This is a genomic window from Leucobacter chromiireducens, assembly GCF_003917135.1.
Lineage (GTDB): Bacteria > Actinomycetota > Actinomycetes > Actinomycetales > Microbacteriaceae > Leucobacter > Leucobacter chromiireducens_A.
Map to the genome: position 1 here is coordinate 13,197 of NZ_RPDI01000022.1, position 16,943 is coordinate 30,139.

The window sequence follows — 16,943 nt, forward strand, 5'->3', positions numbered from 1 at the left end:
CTACCCCTCCGGGGCGGCGATCCGCGGGCGGAACGGCCACTGCGCCTCGCGCCCACCCGTGACCCCGGCCGGGCGCAGGATCAGGATCAGCACCATCACCGCGCCGAGCACGATGAGTCGGCTGCCCGAGGGCAGCGAGACGACGAGGCCACCGAGCTGCACCCCCTGTTCGAGCAGGCCAAGCCCGTGACTCAGCGCCGAGATCGCGAGCGTTCCGACGACCGCGCCCCAGAGCGAGCGGATGCCGCCGACCACGAGCATCGCGATCGTCGTGAACGTGAAATCGAGCGAGAACTGCGAGGACTGCGCCACGCCGTTGAGCTGCACCCACACGGCCCCGCCCACCGCGGCGAGCGCGCCAGACACCGTGAACGCGACGAGCCGGTGGAACGTCACCCTTACGCCCGACGCCGGCGCCGCCTGCATGCTGTCGCGTGCGGCGCGGAGCATGCGCGCGCTCCGGCTCTGGCCGTACAGCCACGCGAGCGCGATCGCGGCGAGCGCGATGAGGAGGACGGTCTGCAGGTCAAAGCTGCGCGGCAGCCCCGTCATCGACTGCCCGGCCTTCGGGCCGATCTGCTGCCAGTAGGTGAGGATCTGCACCACGAGCATGAGCAGCGCGAACGTCGCGATCCCCGCCTCAAGGCCATTGAGGCGCATGAGTGCCAGGCCGCTCAGGAACGCGAGCAGCCCGCCGACCACCGCGGCAGCGGCGAGCGCAACGAACGGGGCGGCCTGCGCGTCGCGGAGGAACGGGAAGAGCTCCGGCATGATCGACGCCTTGATGGCCGTCGGGATCGTGAGGAGCGACAGCGTCCACGCGCCGACCGCGACGAACGCGATGTGCCCGAACGAGAGCACGCCGCTGTTGCCGATGAACGTCCACATCGCGACGACGATGATCAGGTTCGCGAGCGCGTAGCCGAGATCGATCGCCGCGGTGCCTGAGAGCGCGCTCGCCCCGAACGAGAACAGCCACACGGTGGCGAGCGGCACGGCGAGCGTCCACAGCTTCGCGAGCGGTTCGGGGACGGGAATGCCGGGGATCCGCCGCGGCGTCGCGTTCGATGAGGTGTGCGGGGAGGTCATGTGCGCTCCTTCGGGGTGCGGCCTGCGAAAATGCCGTTCGGGGCGAGCACCAGCACCACGGCGACGAGGAGATAGACGAACGCGATCCGGAAGTCGTTGATCCCCGCAGGCAGGAACGACGTGAACACCGACACGGCGAAGCCGACGAGGAAGCCGCCGGCGACGCTGCCGCCGAGCTTGCCGAGCCCGCCGATCGTCGAACCGATGAGGGCGAAGAGCGTGACCTGCACGCCGAACGTCGGTCCGACGGAACCGGACTGCGCGGTGAGCACGAACGCGATCGCTGCGGCGAGGATCCCGCTCACCGCGAAGGTGAGGGCGATGACGCTGCCCGCGCGGATGCCGAGGATCCGTGCCGCGCGGAAGTCCTCCGACGCCGCCTGCACCTGCAGCCCCATGCGCGTGCGTGTGAGGAAGAACCGCACCGCGAGCAGCAGCACCCCGGCGAGCACGATCGACACCACGGTGAGCAGGTTGACGCGCAGCTCACCGATCCGGATCGAGGTCGTGAGCCCCGGGGCGATGGCCGCCGAGAGGACGTTGGTGCCGAACACGCCGTCGTAGACCCGCTGCAGCAGAATGCTGACCCCGAAGCTCGCGATGAGGAGCGTCGCGGGCGGCTGCGCGCGCAGCCACCGGAACACCGCGGCGTCCATCGTGAGCGCCAGTGCGACCGCGACGAGCACCGAGGCCATGATCGCGAGCGGCCAGGACAGCGGCCAGATGAGGATCAGCGCGTAGCCGGCCGCGGTGATGAGCTCGCCGTTGGCGAAGTTCGCGAGCCGCATGACGCCGAAGACGAGCCCGATCCCGAGCGCGGCGAGCGCGTAGACCGCGCCGGTTGAGACCGCATCGATGAGTGCCTGAATGATATTCACGAGCCGAGATACGCTTTCATGAGAAGGGCGGAGTCGCGCGCATCCTCCGGCGCGAGCGTCATGGAGATGCGTCCCTCGCTGATCACGTGCGTGCGGTCCGCCGCTGCGACGGTTTGCTGCGCGCGCTGCTCCACCAGCAGTACGGCGGTGCCGCGCTCGCGGATCGCCGCGATCGACGCGAACACCGTGTCGACCGCGGTGGGGGAGAGCCCGAGCGACGGCTCGTCGAGCGCCAGCAGCGCCGGCGCGGCGAGCAGCGCCCGGCCGATTGCGAGCTGCTGTTGCTGACCGCCGGAGAGGAGGCCGGCCTGGCGGTCGCCGAACTCCTCGAGGATCGGGAAGAGCGACAGCACCCACGCGAGATCCTCCGCGAGGCCGTCGGCGCTCGCGCGCGCCGTCGAGCCGAGCCGCAGGTTCTCGCGCACGGTGAGGCGGCCGAACACGTTGTGCCCCTCCTGCACGAGCGCGATGCCGCGGCGCGCGATTCGCTCGGTGGGCTGGCCGAGCAGCGTCCGGCCGGCGAAGTCGAGGGTGTCGGCGCTCGCGCGCACCGCCCCGACGAGCGCGAGCATGGTGGACGTCTTCCCCGCACCGTTCGGGCCGATGATGCCGACGAGTTCACCAGCGTCGACGTGGAAGTCGATCCCGGACACCGCGGCGATCCCGCGATACGAGACCCGCAGGCCGGTCGCGGTGAGCAGTCGCCCGCTGGGCTGCGCCGTCATTGTGCGCCCCCGTCCGCGAGCTGCTGCGCCGCGCTGCCGAGGTAGCTCGAGGCGAGCCGCGCGTCGGCGCGCACCTCCTCGGGCGGACCGTCGAGCACGTTCTGCCCGGCTCCGAGCACGAAAATGTGGTCGCAGCTGGAGAACACGAGCGGCATGTTGTGGTCGATGAGCAGCACGCCGACGTTGCGGGCCGCGACCGCGCGCATGGTGCCGCGCAGGTGCTCGGCCTCGCCGTCGTTCAGGCCGGCCGCCGGCTCGTCGAGGAGCACGTAGCCGGGCTGCGTCGCGAGCGCGCGTGCGACGCCGAGGCGCCGCTCGACGCCGTGGGGGAGCCGGTCGGCGTCGTGGAGCATCCACTCCCCGAGCTGCAGCTCGCCGAGCAGTTCGCGTGCGAGGGCGCGTGCGCGTGCGCGTGGCGCACCGCAGGCGATCGCGGTGACCTCGACGTTCTCAAGCACGGTGCAGCCGCCGAAGAGGTGGCCGTGCTGGAAGGTGCGTGCGACCCCGCGGCGCGCCCGCCGCTCGGGACGCATCCGGGTGAGATCGGCGCCGTCGCCGGTGACGCTGCCGCTGTCCGGCCGGTCGTAGCCGGTGAGGATGTTCACGAGCGTGGATTTCCCGGCGCCGTTCGCGCCGATCAGGCCCGTGACGCGGCCGCGTGGGATGTCGATCGTGACGTCTCGCAGGGCCTGCACCCCGGCGTACGCGCGTGAGAGGGAGTCCCCCCGCAGACGGGCTGCGTCTGCGGGGGGAGCGACATCGAGCTGCATGAGGCGGACCCGCGGATTACCGCAGAACCTTTTCGGGCGCGCGGGTTTCGAGGTGCGCGAGCTTCCCGTCGGTGACCGTGAGCACGCGCTGCGGGCGCTCGACGTTCACGTGCAGATCAGCGGAGAAGCTGGTCGGGCCGACGAGCAGGGGTACGTCGGAGAACCCGGTGAACGCCGCGGCGAGCTTGTCGCCGTCCCAGGAGCCGGCCTCGTCGTACGCGAGCTGCACGGCCTCGATCGCCGCGTTGCCCGTCGTCATGCTGCCGTTCTCGGGCCGCGCGCCGTACACTTCCTCGTACTTCGCCGATGCCTCGTTGACCTTCGGGTCGCTGTCGTCGCCCCACACGGAGGGGTAGGTCACCACGTAGTAGTCGGTGAGCCCGGGGATCGCGTCGAGCCAGAACGTGCCGTCCATGCCGAAGCCGGACACCACCGGGGTATCGATGCCGCCGTCGCGGAGCTCCTTCGCGGCCTTTCCGCCGCCCTCCCCGTAGCTGCAGTTGAAGACGACGTCCGGCGCCGTGCCGCCCGATATCTTCGAGACGGTCTCCTTGACGCTGTCGCCCTGCTTGAAGGTGTAGGTCGCGATCTCGGTGCCGCCGAGCTGCGTGAAGCGCTCCGCCGCGGTCTCGCACTGGTTCTGCGTGTACTTGATCGAGTCGTCCTTCAGGAAGACGGCGTTCTTCCACCCCTGATCCGCGGCGAACTCCGCCATGACGCTCGCCTCGCCAGGCACGGCGTTGCCGAGCGAGAAGCCGATGTTCAGGCCGCCCTCCGGGCCGTAGATCGTGTCGCCGACGCACGGCGCGATGTTGAGCACGTTGTTCTGCTCTGCGATCTGGGACGCCGGCACGGCGGTGTCGTAGTCGCACGTGACCATGAGCACCTTCGCGCCGTCGTCGATGAGGCTCTGCGCGGCCGGCGCGTACTTCTCGAAGTCCGAGCCGGTGTCGATCACGGAGAGCTCGACGGGGGTGCCGTCGATGCCGCCGGCGTCGTTCAGCTCGTCGACCGCGATTTTCATCGCGTTGAGTGCCGGGATGTCGAACGGCGACATGAAGCCGGTCTCGGCCATCACGGCGCCGATGAGGATGCTGTCGCCGCCGGCAGCGTCGCCGGTGTCCGTGTCGGGGCTTGCGCTGGGCGCTGCGGCGACGCAGCCGGACAGGGCGAGGGTGCCCGCGGCGAGAACCGCAAGCGACGCGAGAACGGATTTCCGCATGGTGTCATGCCTTCCTGTGATGGCAAGGGCGACTCGACTCTGAGGCTGCCTCACCTGATTGTGCTCTGACGGGTCAGTGACGGCAGTTGGCGAGCGGTGCCATTGGGGCGCGGTGCGCCCGGATGAACCTTGCCAGGTGTCGACAGTGACAGGACAATGTCTATCCCAGAAACGTAACGTTCGTCAATAGAATGTTTGAACTGGGGCAAAATGTGCCATGCACTGGCAGCGGCGATCGCGCTGCTGGCCCCTGGTGTGGGCGGCGTGCGGCGTGCTTCAGGCTCGTGCGCCCCCGTGCGGGTGAGGGGGGGGCGGGCAGGGCTAGGCGTTCACCGCGCGCTCGACGAATGCGAACGCCGGCTGGTCGAGGTGGGTGACGATCTCTTCGATCAGGTGGGTCGCCGGGTCGCCGGCCCAGTCGCTGCGGAGGAGCTCGCGCGGGAGCCCCGGATCGCGCATGGGGAGGATGCGCCAGTCATCGAGTGCGCGCAGGTAGTGCGCGAACGCGTCGCGCGGTGCGATCTCCTCGGGGGCGAGGCGGCGGAGCGGCTGGAAGCCGCCCTGATGCCTGGTCAGGAACTCGCGGTAGCCCGCGTGGATCGCGTCGAGGTCCCAGCTCTCGCGCGCCATGCGTGTGAGATCCTGGCCGCCGGCGTGCCGGCCGACGAACAGGTTGGTGTTGCTCGTGAGCTCTAGGTGGTCGATGAGTTCCAGTGCGTCGGCGGCCATCCGCGCGGGCGCGATCCACACCCCCTGCCCGACGTTGCCGAAGCCGAGCGTTGCGAGCCGCGAGCGGAGGAGATGGCGCTTCGCCCGCTGCTCCTCCGGGATCGAGAACGTCGCGATGCACCAGCCGTCGGCGAGCTGCGCCGGCTGGCGCGAGTGCCAGATCACCTCGTCGCCGGAGGCCAGCGAGGACTGCGCGAGCTCGGTGAGCCGGTAGCCCGTGCGGCCATCGCGCTTCTCGGGGGCGAGCCAGTCGCGCTTCTTCAGGCGCGACACCGCCGTGCGCGTGCTCGACTCGTCAATGTCGAGCTCCTCGAGCAGCGACACGATCCCCTTGATGGGGAGCCAATCACCCGCGCGCCGGGCGAACGCCCCGAGCAGGGTGACGAGCAGGGTGCGAGAAGTATTCGAACTCATGAGCGAAAGGCCTGTCTGCGAAGAGGGAGAGGATGAAACAACACAACTGTTGCGATCATCACAGAATCGTGACAGTTTGTGGGGAAGCCCAACGGAGTGTGCTTGAAAGAAGGAGTCTCCATGACGATTCACCCCACGTTTTCCCACGTTGGCGTTACGGTACCCAATTTACGCGAGGCCGTAGCGTGGTACCGCGATGTGTTCCAGTATTACCTCCTCGCTGGGCCGATTGAGGTGCTGGAGGACGACAGCCCGCTCGGGCGGGCGGCGACCGGGATCTACGGGGCGGGCTTCACGCGCTTTCAGTTCGCGCACATGGCCTCCCCGGACGGCGCCGGCTTCGAGATCTTCGAGTTCGCGGCACCGGCGTACGAGCGGCCGGCCGACAGCTTCGAGTTCTGGCGCAGCGGTGTCAACCACTTCGCGGTGACTGCGAGCGATGTCGCGGCGCTCGCCGCGGAGGTGGTCGCTGCCGGCGGGAAGCAGCGATCGGAGGTCGTCACGATCAACCCGGAGCGCGGCTTCGAGATCGTGTACTGCGAGGACCCGTGGGGCAATGTCTTCGAGGCCTGCTCGCACCCCTATCCCTACATGTGGGGCGGCTAACGGGGCGGGTCGGGGCGCCGGAATTGGCGCCCCGACCCGCCCTGACGCGGCCCGCAGCTACGCGTCGCGCAGCACTGTGGTGACGCGCGCGGTCGAGACGCGGCGCCCCTGATCGTCGTCGATCTCAACGGCGTAGACCGCGACGGACTTGCCGAGTCGGATCGCCGTGCAGGTCGCGGTGACGCGGCCCGACGCCGCGCGGCCCGTGTGGGTCGCGCTGATGTCGAGACCGACCGCGGTGCGGCCGACGCCGGCATGCTCGCACGCGGCAAGCGACGCCAGGGTCTCGGCGAGTGTGCAGTACGCGCCGCCGTGCATCGAGCCGGTGATCTGGCGGTTGCCGGCGACGGGCATGGTCGCGATGGCGCGCTCGGCGCCGATGCGTACAAACTCAATGCCGAGGCGCTCGTCGAGTTCGCCGAGGATCGTCTGTACCGGTCCGGTGTTCGTGGTGATCATGGTGTGCTCCTCACATCATTGTGCGGTGTCGCCCAGGTAGGCGACCCCCTGGATTTCAATGAGGGCCTCGGGCTGCCACAGCTGTGTGACGCCGATGCCCGCCATTGCGGGGTACTCGGATCCGGCCATCTCGCGCCAGATCCGTCCGATCTCGCGCCCGTTGCGTTGATAGTCGTCGACATCGGTGAGGTAGATGGTCACGTCGATGAGGTCGGCCGGCGTACCGCCAGCGTGCTCAAGGGTCGCGAGCACGTTGCCGAACGCCTGCGTGAACTGCTCGATGATCCCGCCGGGCACGATCTGGTAGTTCGCGTCGAGCGCGGTCTGCCCGCCGAGGTAGACGAACGGGCCGGCCTTCACGCCGTGCGCGAATCCCTTGGGGGCGCACAGCTGCGGGGGGTTGATGATCTCTGCTGACAACGTTGTCTCCTTCTGTGGTCCCGCCCCCGAACGGGTGCGGCTGCCGGGTGCGACGGGGTGACGCGGCGAGAATTTCATCTCGCACTTGTGACGTTCGTGAATATTCTGACATACTTGGCACGTGTTCGGCCACCGGATTTGTCGAACTGATCGGGGCACGGTCGCCCCACACGAGCTACAGGAGCAACGATGCACTTGGGGACGATTCGCACCGCAACCGGGCAGACCAGGGCGGCGGTGCGCGACGACGAACACTGGGTTCTTCTGGACGCCCCCGACGTCGGCGAGCTGGTCGCGGCACCCGGGTGGCGCGCGCAGCTCGCGGCGGCGCTCGCGCCGGGCAGCGCGGCGGAGCGGCGCGCCGACGGCGAGCTCGCCGCGCCCGTCGCCCGCCCGGCGAAGATCGTCTGCTGCGGGCTCAACTACCACGATCACATCGTCGAGACCGGGCGCGATATCCCGGAGTATCCGACGCTCTTCGCGAAGTTCGCCGACACGCTGACCGGGCCGAGCGACGACATCGAGATCATCGGCTCGGCGAAGGTCGACTGGGAAGCGGAGCTCGCCGTCGTGATCGGCGCACCGCTCAAGCGCGCGAGCCGCGCGGAGGCCGCGGCAGGGATTCTCGGCTACACCGTCGCCAACGATGTCTCCTGCCGCGACTGGCAGGCGCGCACGCTGCAGTGGTTCCAGGGCAAAGCGTGGGATCGCACCACGCCGATCGGCCCGGTGATCGTCACGGCGGACGCGATCGACCCGGCGGCCGGCCTCGCGATCCACTGCGAGATCGACGGCCACGAGGTGCAGCGATCCAGCACGCGCGAGCTCGTCTTCGACGCCGCGGAACTCGTGGCGTACGTGTCGCAGTTCACCGAGCTGCGGCCCGGCGACCTCATCCTCACCGGCACGCCGGGCGGGGTCGGCCTCGGTGCTTCCCCGCAGCGCTGGCTGCGCGACGGCGAAACACTCACCACCACAATCGAGGGCATCGGCACCCTGCGCAACACCCTGCGCGTCACGCCGCCCCTCGCCGACCCCGAGGAGGCACGCGCATGACGCCGCAGAACGACGCTACAACGGAGCGGTTCCTCGCCGCGATCCAGCTCACCGAGTGCGAGCCAGCAGTGTTCGACCGTGCGTTCGAGGTGACGCCGCAGTACGTCCCGTGGCCGAAGGCGTACGGGGGCGACTCGGTCGCGCAGGCCGCAGCCGCAGCGCTCCGCACGATCGGCGACGACCGGGAGCTGCACTCGCTCCACAGCTCGTTCCTGCGCCCCGTCACGATCGGGGAGCCCGTGCGCTACGAGGTCGAGCTGCTCCGCGACGGCCGAGGCTACTCGACGCGGCACGTCCGCGGATTCCAGCACGGCAAGCCCGTCTTCCTCACGACCGCCTCATTCCAAGTGCCGGAGGACGGCCCCGAGCTCGCCCCGACGGCCCCGGCGGTTCCCGAGCCGGAATCGCTGCCGAGCTCGGCGGACTACCTCGCCGCGCGCGGCGCCGACCAGTCAGCGGCGGGCGACTACTGGGCGCGCGGGCGCGGTTTCGACATGCGGCACGTGCCCGGCCCCGTCTACCTGGCCGTCGACGGGCACGCCGCGCCGCACCAGGCCGTGTGGCTGCGCGCCTTCGCGCCGCTGCCCGACGCGGAGCGCACGCACCAGCTCGCGCTCGCCTACGCGTGCGACTACACGATCCTCGAGCCGACGCTCCGAGCACTCGGGCTGCACTGGCAGAGCCCCGGCCTCGTGACGGCGAGCCTCGATCACAGCATGTGGTTCCATCGCCCGGCCAGGGCCGACGAGTGGGTGCTCTACGCGCAGGAGGCGGTGGGGGCCCAGCGCGGGCGCGGGCTCAACACCGGCCGCTTCTTCACGCGCGACGGCACGCTCATCGCCACCGTCGCCCAAGAGGGCATGATCCGCACACCATAACTTCGACCCCTGCAGCGGCGGCTCCCAGCGTTGGGGCCGCCACCCACCGCACGAAAGGACTCCGCCCATGGGCAAGCGCATCGCCGTCATCGGAGGGGGGCCTGCTGGCCTCTACTTCGCTGTCCTCGCCAAGAAGCTCGACCCGAGCCACGACATCACCATCTGGGAGCGCAACGCGCGCGACGACACGTTCGGCTTCGGCGTCGTGTTCAGCGACGAGACGCTCGGCGGCATCGAGAACGCCGATCCCGAGATCTTCGCCGCAATGCAGCGCTGCTTCGCGCAGTGGAGCGACATCGACGTCCACTTCAAGGGCGAGCGCATCACCGTCGGCGGGCAGGGCTTCGCCGCGACGAGCCGCAAGGAGCTGCTGCTGCTCCTGCAGGAGCGCGCGCTCGAGCTCGGCGTCACGATCCACTTCAGCACCGAGGCGCCCGACGTCGATGAACTGTCGCGCGACTTCGACCTCGTGATCGCGTCCGACGGCATCAACTCGCGCATCCGGCCCCACTACGCCGACTCCTTCGGCCCATCGCTCGATCCGCGCCAGTCGAAGTTCATCTGGCTGGGCCTCGACCGGGCGATCGAGGCTTTCACCTTCCACGTGAAGCACACGCCGTGGGGCATCATCCAGGTGCACGCGTACCCGTACTCCGCGACCGAGAGCACCTTCCTCGTCGAGATGCACGAGGACGTGTGGCGCGCCGCCGGCTTCGACGCGAGCGAGAGCCAGAGCTTCCCGCCCGGCGTCAGCGACGACGTGTCCGTGCAGAAGCTCGCCGAGATCTTCGCCGACGAGCTCGACGGCGCCGAGCTGCTCACCAACAACTCGAAGTGGATCACGTTCAACACGGTGCGGAACGAGCGCTGGAGCCACGGCAACGTCGTGCTGCTCGGCGACGCGGCGCACACCGCGCACTTCTCCATCGGATCGGGCACGAAGCTCGCGCTGGAGGACGCGCTCGCGCTCGCGGCGAACCTGCACGAGCACCCGGCGGACCTCCCCGCGGCGCTCGCGGCGTACGAGGAGGAGCGGCGACCGGTGGTGCTCTCCTTGCAGCGCGCCGCGCAGGCCTCCCTCGAATGGTTCGAGAACATCGGCCAGTACGCGGACCAGGAGCCGCTGCAGTTCGCGTTCAACCTGCTGACCCGCTCGCGGCGCATCACCTTCGAGAACCTCGGGGTGCGCGACGCCGAGTTCGCCGAGCTGATGCAGCGCAACTTCGCGCAGCGCGTTGCCGGCGAGGACGTGCCCGCCATGTTCCAGCCGACGCGGATCGGGCAGCTGGAACTCAAGAACCGGATCATCGTTTCGGCGATGGATCAGTACTCGGCCGAGGACGGCGTCGTGAGCGACTACCACCTCGTGCACCTCGGCAGCCGCGCCATCGGCGGCGCCGGGCTCGTGATGACCGAGATGATCGCGCCGTCGGCCGACGGCCGGATCTCGCCTGCCGACGCCGGCCTCTACACGGACGAGCAGCGGGACGCGTGGCGCCGCGTCGTGGACTTCGTGCACGCGAACTCCACGGCGAAGATCGGCGCGCAGCTCGGCCACTCGGGCAGGAAGGGCTCGACGAAGCGCATGTGGGAGGGCATCGACGAGCCGGTCGAGACCGGCGGCTGGGAAGTGATTGGGCCGTCGGCGATTCCGTACGGCCCAGGCGGCAACCTGCCGCGCGCCGCGACGCGCGCCGACCTCGACCGCATCCGAGACGACTACGCAGCGGCGACGGTGCGCGCCGCGGAGGCCGGCTTCGACCTGCTCGAACTGCACGCCGCGCACGGCTACCTGCTCTCCTCCTTCCTGTCGCCCATCTCGAACCAGCGCGACGACGAGTACGGCGGATCGCTCGAGCAGCGGCTGCGCTACCCGCTCGAGGTGTTCGACGCGGTGCGCGCCGCGTGGCCGGCCGACAAGCCGCTGCTCGTGCGCATCTCCGCGCACGATTGGATTCCCGGCGGCAACACCGACGAGGACGCGGTCGCGATCGCTGCCGCGTTCATCGAGCGCGGCGCTGACGGGATCGACGTGTCGTCCGGCCAGATCGCGAAGGAGGAGACTCCGAGCTTCGGCCGCAGCTACCAGACCCCGTTCGCGGACAAGATCCGCAACCGGGTCGCGGAGAAGGCCGGTGTCCCCGTGATCGCCGTCGGCGCCATCAGCTCGTACGACGACGTCAACTCGCTCCTGCTCGCCGGTCGCTGCGACCTCGTCGCGATCGGCCGCGGCCACCTCTACAACCCGCACTGGACGCTGCACGCGGCCGCCGAGCAGGAGTTCCGCGGGGACGCTGCCGCCTGGATCGACCCGTACCGCGCCGGCAGGCGGAAGCCGCCGACCTCGCGCACCGACGCGATCAGGCCACGCCTTGAGCTGCTCACCGGCGCGGGCGACGAGGACCAGACCCACACGAGGTGGATTGGAGGGAAAACGATTCCCGCCGCCTGATATCGAGCCACCCATCCGCACTAGGATCGCTTCGCGGGACTGAGCACCGGGGCGACGGCAGTGACGCCGTCGCCCCGCCGGCCCGCGGCACCAGACATCTCACCGAGGAGAACACTGTCATGACCACCACCGACCTCGCCGCGGCGCTCGCCGCAGGCCGCCTGCGTATCGTCGACCTCACGAACCAGCTGTCATCGTCAACGCCGACGCTGCGCCTGCCCGACCCGTTCGCCAACCTGATCGATTTCAGCCTCGAAGAAGTAAGCCGCTTCAACGAGCCCGGCCCGTTCTGGATGCATCACAACATTCACACCGGCGAACACATCGGCACCCACCTCGACGCCCCCGTGCACTGGATCAGCGGCCGCGAGGGGCGCGACGTCGCGAGCATCCCCCCGGAGCGCCTCATCGGCCCGGCCGTCGTGCTCGACTTCACCGAGCAGGTCGCGGCAGACCCCGACTACCTCGTGACCGTCGCAGACATCCAGGCGTGGGAGGCAGCGAACGGCGCGCTGCCCGAGAACGGCTGGGTGCTCTTCCGCACCGGCTGGGATCGCTTCGCGGACAGCCAGGAGGCGTTCCTCAATGCGGACGAGACCGGATCGCACACCCCGGGCATGACCGCGGAGACCGCGCTGTGGCTCGCCACCGAGACGAAGATCTCGGGGGTCGGGGTGGAGACCGTCGGCATCGACGCCGGCCGCGGGGCCGAACTCGATCCGCCGTTCCCGGCGCACTTCCACCTGCTCGGCAACGACAAGTACGGCATCACCTCGCTGCAGAATCTCGCCGAGCTGCCCACCACGGGTGCCGTGATCGTGGTCGCGCCGCTGCCGATCGTCGGCGGCGGTGGCAGCCCATCGCGCATCTACGCGTTCGTGGACGCCGCGTAGCGCGCCCCGCGCCCCGGGCGCAGCAATTTGGCCCCCGCGAGCAGCTCGCGGGGGCCAAATTGCTGCGCGCTAGCGGGTTTTCCCCGTGATGATGCGCTGCGCGACGAGGTGCCCGGAGCCGGCGCCGAGGCCCGGGCCTGGATGGGTCGCGGCACCGATGTGCCACACCCCGGCGACCGGGGTGCGGTGCCCGGCAGCCCCGGGGAATGGGCGCCAGCGGAGATTCTGATCGAGCTCAGCGGAGCCGGCGTACGGGTCGCCCGAGATCGCGTTCGGGTTCGCCGCGGTGAGATCGCTCGGGGCGATCACGTCGCTCGCGAGGACCGAGGACCGGGTGCCGGGCGCGAACTCCTCGAGCCGGTCGAGCACGCGCTCGACGTACGCCTCGCGGAGCCCGGCATCATCCCAGCCGCCGCGCACGTCGATGCGCTCCGCGGCGTCGCCCGCCGGCGCGAACGGCACCTCCTGCAGCTGCAGCCAGAGCGTCGCTTTGCCCTCGGGCGCGCGGCTCGGGTCGATGACGCTCTGCTGGCCGACCACGACGGTGGGTCGCGCGGGGAGCAGCCCGGCCTCCGCCTGCGCGCAGGCGATTCCCGTGCTGCCTGAGCCGTCGCTCAGGTGCACGAGCGGCACCTCGCGCAGTGCGGGATCCTCCCACTGGAGCGGCCGATCCAGCGCGAAGTGCAGCTGCATCGCTGCGCGGCCCGGCCGGTAGCTGGCGGCGCGCGCACGCTGCGCGGCGACCTCGGGCGCGCCCCGCAGCAGGTCTCCGTACAGGGCGCCGGGAGCGACGCTCGCGAGCACCGTGTCGGCGGCGATCGTGCCGGAGGAGGTGCGGACGCCGGTGACCTTGCCGTCGGCGACGATGATCTCCTCGGCCTCCTCGCCGGTGCGGATCTCCACGCCTGAGTCACGCAGCAGCTGTTCGAACGCGGTGAGGAACGAGCCCACCCCGCCGGTGACGACGGGAAGCCCGAACTGATGCATCGCCGCGGCGAACACGGGGATCATCATGCCGCCGGTCGCGTGATCCGGGCCGAGGCCCGAGTGCAGCCCCCACGGGGTCCACAGCGCGTCGACCTCCCAGCCGGTGAACGAGCGCCTGAGGTAGCTGCGCGCACTCGTGAGCGCGTCGCGCGCGAGCTCCTCGACGCCGGCGCTCTTGAGCGCGCGCAGCGCCTGCCAGCCCAGCCGGCCGAGGACGCGCGCCGAGCCCAGCTCGGCGCCGAGCGCCCCGAAGATGGTGGGCGCACGCGTGCCGAACTCGGCGAGCATGCTCAGGTACGCGTCCCGGTCGGCCGCGTGCGCGAAGCCGGCGGCGGTCCGCTCGGGATCCCGGTACGCGATCGTGGTGCGGCGCTCGCCCTGCACGGTGGCGGTGCTCGCGGTCACCGCGGTGTCGCTGTTGCTGTACGCGAGCCCGCGCGCGGCGAGCTCGGCCCCGAGCTCGCCGTACGCCGCGCTCGACACGAAGAGCGGGTGCCATGAGGAGTAGGTGTCGTGGCGGAAACCGGGCAGCGTGCGCTGCGCATCGGCGGCGATGAAGCCGCCGATGCGGTCAGCGCGCTCCAGGAGCACGGTGTCGATCCCCGCGCGCGCGAGTTCCGCTGCGGCGACCATGCCGTTGATTCCGCTGCCAATGACAACCGCGCTCATGAAGCCTCCGTGCTCTGGGTGGTGGTGTCATGATAGCTGCCGCCGTGGAACACGAGCGGGGCCGCGGCGGCGTGTGCGTACTGCCTGATCTGGCCGATATAGATGACGTGATCACCGGCCTCGTGGCGCGCCACCGTCTCGCACTCGAACGTCGCGAGCGTACCCTCGAGCACGGGCAGCCCGGCGAGCCCCTCGCGGAGCGCAACCCCGTCGAACTTGTCGGACGCGCCGGTGGCGAACTGGCGCGAGAGGTGCTGCTGATCGTTCGCGAGCACGTTGATCGCGAAGTGGGACGCGGTCTCGAACGCCGGCAGGCTGCGCAGGTGCCTGCCCGGGCACCACAGCACGAGCGGAGGGTCCATGGAGAGCGAGGTGAACGAGTTGGCGGTCACCCCGATCCGTTCGCCGTCGGGGGTGACCGTGGTGACCACGGTCACCCCCGTGGCGAACTGGCCGAACGCGCTCCGGAGATCTCGCGGATCGAACGCGTCGGAATCAACGATGGTGTTCATTGCGGCCCCCTCGGTGCGGACGGACGCTGCGGTCTGTGTGAGTGACATGGTGGATCCGATCGTTCAGGCCGCTGCCGCGGCCGTGGCCTCGGCGCGCTGGGCAACCTCCGCGAGGTAGCGCTCCGCGCCGTCCGGGGTGAGGAAGTAATCGCCGAAATCCACCGGGTCGGTGAAGCCGTTTGCGAAGCGGTGCGCGATCTCGGGGTACTCCGCGCCGGCCGCGAGCAGCTGCAGCACGTGCGGCGGCGGCGGGGCGAGCAGCGCGTTCGTCCAGTCCGCGACGGGCTTGATGCGCGCCCAGTAGCGCTCGAACGCGTTCTGCTGGAACGCCCGGTCGTACGGCAGCCCCTCGTGGTCGAGGATCGCGTCGAGGTAGCTCTGCGCGCACTTCGACGCGTTGTTGGAGCCCTGGCCGGTGATCGGGTCGTTGAGCACCACGACGTCGGCCATGCCGAGCACGGTGCGGCCCGAGGGGAGCTGCATGACCGGGTGGCGCACGGTGGGGGCGAAGCGGCCCTGCAGCACGCCGAGCTCGTCGGTGAGCTGCACGTCGCCGGCGCGCTCGGCCTCCCACGGCAGGTACTCGCGCAGGAAGTCGAGCGAGGCGTCGAGGTGCTGCTCGGGCGTGAGGCCCTGCCAGCGATCGAGCGGACCGCCAGGAACGCCCTCGAACACGAAGATGTGGCAGTCGCCGCCGATCGTCGCGGCGGGGAACACGAAGAACTCGCCGACCCCCGGCACGAGATTGAAGCTCACGCGCGAGAAGTCGGGCGACGGGGCGAAGCCGGTGACGTAGGTGAGCGCGAGGGCGCGCTGCGGCTCCGCGTACGTGCTGCGCTGGGCGTCCCGCTCGAACGCGCGTGCGATCTCACCCTTGCCCGCTGCGACGATCACGAGCTCCGATTCGAGCGAGTAGCGTTCGAGCGCGGCGATGTCCGCCTGCTCGTACACGACCTCGCCGCCGTTCTGCGCGAACAGCTCGATGAGGGCGGGGAACTTGATCCGCTGATCGATCGCGTACGCGGGGGAGTCCAGTTGCCCGGCCCAGCTGAACAGCTGCTCTCCCGGCTGCTCCGGGTGGGGAACGGTGAACCCGATGCCCTCGACGGGTGGCGCGTCCGGCCACAGGTCGACGCCGACGGCGCGCTCGTACTCCAGCGCCTTCGAGAACATGCACTGGCTGGAGGCGACGCGGCCGGCGCGAATCTCCTCGGGCGTGCGGTCCGAGATGAGGCGAACGTGGTAGCCGTGCATCAGCAGGCCGAGGCCGAGCTGGATACCGGACTGGCCGGCACCGACGATGGTGATGTGTCGTTGGGACATGAGGAGCCTTTCTGAATGGTGCTGCGTGTGCCTGGTGCTCGCGCGCGTGCGCGCGAGAGGAGAATGCGTCAGGGGGCGAGGAGCGGGATTGCTGGATCGCGCTGCTCGGGCCCGAGGGCGGCGTAGCCACCGTCCGCCGCGTAGTCCGCGCCGGTGACGAAGCTGGCCGCGTCCGAGGCGAGGAAGGAGACCACGCGGCCGACCTCCTCCGGCCGGCCGAGGCGTCCGAGCATGTGGAAGCTCGCGGCCACCCGGTCGGCGTGCTCGAGGTCGCCGCCGGAGACCTCCTCGATGACGTTCGACCAGGTCCAGCCCGGGCTCACGGAGTTGACCCGGATCCCGTCTGGCGCGTAGTCGAGCGCCTGGAGCCGGGTGAGCTGCACGATCGCGGCCTTGCTCACCGGGTACACCCACCGCCCGGTCTGCGCGACCGACGAGGAGATCGAGCTGAAGTTGATGACGGCGCCCGCGCCGCTGCGCGCGAGGTGCGGGCGGGCGATCTCGGCGAGCCGCGCGCCGCTCACCACGTTGATGTTCAGTCCGGTGAGCCAGTCGGCCCGCGCGGTCTCCGCGCCGTTGTCGAGGTAGCTCGCGGCCAGGTTGACGAGCACGTCGAGTCTGCCGTGACGCTCGATGATGCCGTCGACGAGTGCGGTGAGCTCGGCGTCGTCGGTGATGTCGCAGCGCTGCGCGTCGAAGCCCTCCGGCAGGGCCGCGAGCCCGGCCTCGTCGACGTCGGCGATGACCACCGCCGCGCCGTCCGCGCGGAGCACCTCGGCGACGCCTCGACCGATTTTCGTCGCGCCGCCGGTCACGAGTGCGACGCGGTCGGCAAGCGGGAGTGATCCGCGATGAGGCATG

The 16,943-nt window shown here is 70.3% G+C and carries 17 protein-coding genes; 5 read left to right on the plus strand and 12 right to left on the minus strand.

Annotated features, from left to right (window positions below; genetic code table 11):
* The 6 genes from EGM46_RS10755 to EGM46_RS10780 all read right to left on the minus strand — a co-directional run bounded on the left by EGM46_RS10755 (position 1) and on the right by EGM46_RS10780 (position 5,827).
* Positions 1–1,089, minus strand: coding sequence for a branched-chain amino acid ABC transporter permease (locus EGM46_RS10755; RefSeq protein WP_125100155.1), 1,089 nt, complete (start codon positions 1,087–1,089; stop codon positions 1–3).
* Positions 1,086–1,967, minus strand: a complete 882-nt coding sequence (locus EGM46_RS10760; RefSeq protein ID WP_125100156.1) for a branched-chain amino acid ABC transporter permease — start codon at positions 1,965–1,967, stop codon at positions 1,086–1,088. Before EGM46_RS10760 ends, EGM46_RS10755 begins: the two co-directional genes overlap by 4 nt.
* The gene (locus EGM46_RS10765) at positions 1,964–2,692 is read right to left on the minus strand and encodes an ABC transporter ATP-binding protein (protein WP_125100157.1); all 729 of its coding nucleotides are present in this window, start codon (positions 2,690–2,692) and stop codon (positions 1,964–1,966) included. The genes EGM46_RS10760 and EGM46_RS10765 overlap by 4 nt, the downstream gene beginning before the upstream one ends.
* Positions 2,689–3,387 carry an ABC transporter ATP-binding protein gene (locus EGM46_RS10770; RefSeq protein WP_164512872.1) on the minus strand — a complete coding sequence of 233 codons (699 nt, stop codon included), beginning with the start codon at positions 3,385–3,387 and terminating at the stop codon, positions 2,689–2,691. The genes EGM46_RS10765 and EGM46_RS10770 overlap by 4 nt, the downstream gene beginning before the upstream one ends.
* 91 nt (positions 3,388–3,478) lie before the next feature.
* The gene (locus EGM46_RS10775) at positions 3,479–4,684 is read right to left on the minus strand and encodes an ABC transporter substrate-binding protein (RefSeq protein ID WP_125100159.1); all 1,206 of its coding nucleotides are present in this window, start codon (positions 4,682–4,684) and stop codon (positions 3,479–3,481) included.
* A gap of 321 nt (positions 4,685–5,005) precedes the next feature.
* On the minus strand, positions 5,006–5,827 hold the full coding sequence (locus EGM46_RS10780; RefSeq protein WP_125100160.1) for a PaaX family transcriptional regulator: 822 nt from the start codon (positions 5,825–5,827) through the stop codon (positions 5,006–5,008).
* A 120-nt stretch (positions 5,828–5,947) separates the two neighbouring features.
* On the opposite strand from EGM46_RS10780, the gene EGM46_RS10785 reads away from it, so the two are divergent.
* Positions 5,948–6,433, plus strand: coding sequence for a VOC family protein (locus EGM46_RS10785; protein ID WP_125100161.1), 486 nt, complete (start codon positions 5,948–5,950; stop codon positions 6,431–6,433).
* 57 nt (positions 6,434–6,490) lie between these two features.
* Here the strand turns inward: EGM46_RS10785 and EGM46_RS10790 are convergent, their stop codons facing one another.
* Together EGM46_RS10790 and EGM46_RS10795 are read right to left on the minus strand one after the other, a co-directional pair.
* Positions 6,491–6,892 (minus strand): PaaI family thioesterase, encoded by a 402-nt coding sequence (locus tag EGM46_RS10790; protein WP_125100162.1) that lies wholly within the window; start codon positions 6,890–6,892, stop codon positions 6,491–6,493.
* 15 nt (positions 6,893–6,907) lie between these two features.
* Entirely contained in the window at positions 6,908–7,312 is a 405-nt protein-coding gene (locus EGM46_RS10795; RefSeq protein WP_125100163.1) for a RidA family protein, read from the minus strand.
* A 189-nt stretch (positions 7,313–7,501) separates the two neighbouring features.
* On the opposite strand from EGM46_RS10795, the gene EGM46_RS10800 reads away from it, so the two are divergent.
* The 4 genes from EGM46_RS10800 to EGM46_RS10815 all read left to right on the plus strand — a co-directional run bounded on the left by EGM46_RS10800 (position 7,502) and on the right by EGM46_RS10815 (position 12,591).
* A complete protein-coding gene (locus tag EGM46_RS10800; RefSeq protein ID WP_125100164.1) occupies positions 7,502–8,368 on the plus strand; it encodes a fumarylacetoacetate hydrolase family protein in 867 nt (288 codons plus the stop codon).
* The gene (locus EGM46_RS10805; protein WP_125100165.1) at positions 8,365–9,246 is read left to right on the plus strand and encodes an acyl-CoA thioesterase; all 882 of its coding nucleotides are present in this window, start codon (positions 8,365–8,367) and stop codon (positions 9,244–9,246) included. Before EGM46_RS10800 ends, EGM46_RS10805 begins: the two co-directional genes overlap by 4 nt.
* A 67-nt stretch (positions 9,247–9,313) precedes the next feature.
* Positions 9,314–11,698, plus strand: a complete 2,385-nt coding sequence (locus EGM46_RS10810) for a bifunctional salicylyl-CoA 5-hydroxylase/oxidoreductase (protein WP_125100166.1) — start codon at positions 9,314–9,316, stop codon at positions 11,696–11,698.
* Positions 11,699–11,817: 119 nt separating this feature from the next.
* Complete coding sequence (locus EGM46_RS10815) at positions 11,818–12,591, plus strand: cyclase family protein (protein WP_125100167.1); 774 nt, start codon at positions 11,818–11,820, stop codon at positions 12,589–12,591.
* Positions 12,592–12,660: 69 nt separating this feature from the next.
* Here the strand turns inward: EGM46_RS10815 and EGM46_RS10820 are convergent, their stop codons facing one another.
* From EGM46_RS10820 to EGM46_RS10835, 4 genes are all read right to left on the minus strand, one after another.
* Entirely contained in the window at positions 12,661–14,247 is a 1,587-nt protein-coding gene (locus EGM46_RS10820; protein ID WP_125100168.1) for a phytoene desaturase family protein, read from the minus strand.
* Positions 14,244–14,807, minus strand: coding sequence for a flavin reductase family protein (locus tag EGM46_RS10825; RefSeq protein ID WP_125100169.1), 564 nt, complete (start codon positions 14,805–14,807; stop codon positions 14,244–14,246). Before EGM46_RS10825 ends, EGM46_RS10820 begins: the two co-directional genes overlap by 4 nt.
* 15 nt (positions 14,808–14,822) lie before the next feature.
* Positions 14,823–16,082 carry a styrene monooxygenase/indole monooxygenase family protein gene (locus tag EGM46_RS10830; protein WP_125100170.1) on the minus strand — a complete coding sequence of 420 codons (1,260 nt, stop codon included), beginning with the start codon at positions 16,080–16,082 and terminating at the stop codon, positions 14,823–14,825.
* A gap of 68 nt (positions 16,083–16,150) precedes the next feature.
* The gene (locus EGM46_RS10835) at positions 16,151–16,942 is read right to left on the minus strand and encodes an SDR family oxidoreductase (RefSeq protein ID WP_125100171.1); all 792 of its coding nucleotides are present in this window, start codon (positions 16,940–16,942) and stop codon (positions 16,151–16,153) included.
* Between the last annotated feature and the right edge of the window lies 1 nt (position 16,943).

Bases quoted from the DNA above. Each gene is read 5' to 3' on its own strand.
- EGM46_RS10800 (WP_125100164.1), top strand. From the start codon at position 7,502: ATGCACTTGGGGACGATTCGCACCGCAACCGGGCAGACCAGGGCGGCG.
- EGM46_RS10830 (WP_125100170.1), bottom strand. From the start codon at position 16,082: ATGTCCCAACGACACATCACCATCGTCGGTGCCGGCCAGTCCGGTATC.
- EGM46_RS10780 (WP_125100160.1), bottom strand. From the start codon at position 5,827: ATGAGTTCGAATACTTCTCGCACCCTGCTCGTCACCCTGCTCGGGGCG.
- EGM46_RS10825 (WP_125100169.1), bottom strand. From the start codon at position 14,807: ATGTCACTCACACAGACCGCAGCGTCCGTCCGCACCGAGGGGGCCGCA.
- EGM46_RS10815 (WP_125100167.1), top strand. From the start codon at position 11,818: ATGACCACCACCGACCTCGCCGCGGCGCTCGCCGCAGGCCGCCTGCGT.
- EGM46_RS10755 (WP_125100155.1), bottom strand. From the start codon at position 1,089: ATGACCTCCCCGCACACCTCATCGAACGCGACGCCGCGGCGGATCCCC.
- EGM46_RS10810 (WP_125100166.1), top strand. From the start codon at position 9,314: ATGGGCAAGCGCATCGCCGTCATCGGAGGGGGGCCTGCTGGCCTCTAC.
- EGM46_RS10820 (WP_125100168.1), bottom strand. From the start codon at position 14,247: ATGAGCGCGGTTGTCATTGGCAGCGGAATCAACGGCATGGTCGCCGCA.
- EGM46_RS10790 (WP_125100162.1), bottom strand. From the start codon at position 6,892: ATGATCACCACGAACACCGGACCGGTACAGACGATCCTCGGCGAACTC.
- EGM46_RS10805 (WP_125100165.1), top strand. From the start codon at position 8,365: ATGACGCCGCAGAACGACGCTACAACGGAGCGGTTCCTCGCCGCGATC.
- EGM46_RS10765 (WP_125100157.1), bottom strand. From the start codon at position 2,692: ATGACGGCGCAGCCCAGCGGGCGACTGCTCACCGCGACCGGCCTGCGG.
- EGM46_RS10775 (WP_125100159.1), bottom strand. From the start codon at position 4,684: ATGCGGAAATCCGTTCTCGCGTCGCTTGCGGTTCTCGCCGCGGGCACC.
- EGM46_RS10785 (WP_125100161.1), top strand. From the start codon at position 5,948: ATGACGATTCACCCCACGTTTTCCCACGTTGGCGTTACGGTACCCAAT.
- EGM46_RS10835 (WP_125100171.1), bottom strand. From the start codon at position 16,942: ATGCCTCATCGCGGATCACTCCCGCTTGCCGACCGCGTCGCACTCGTG.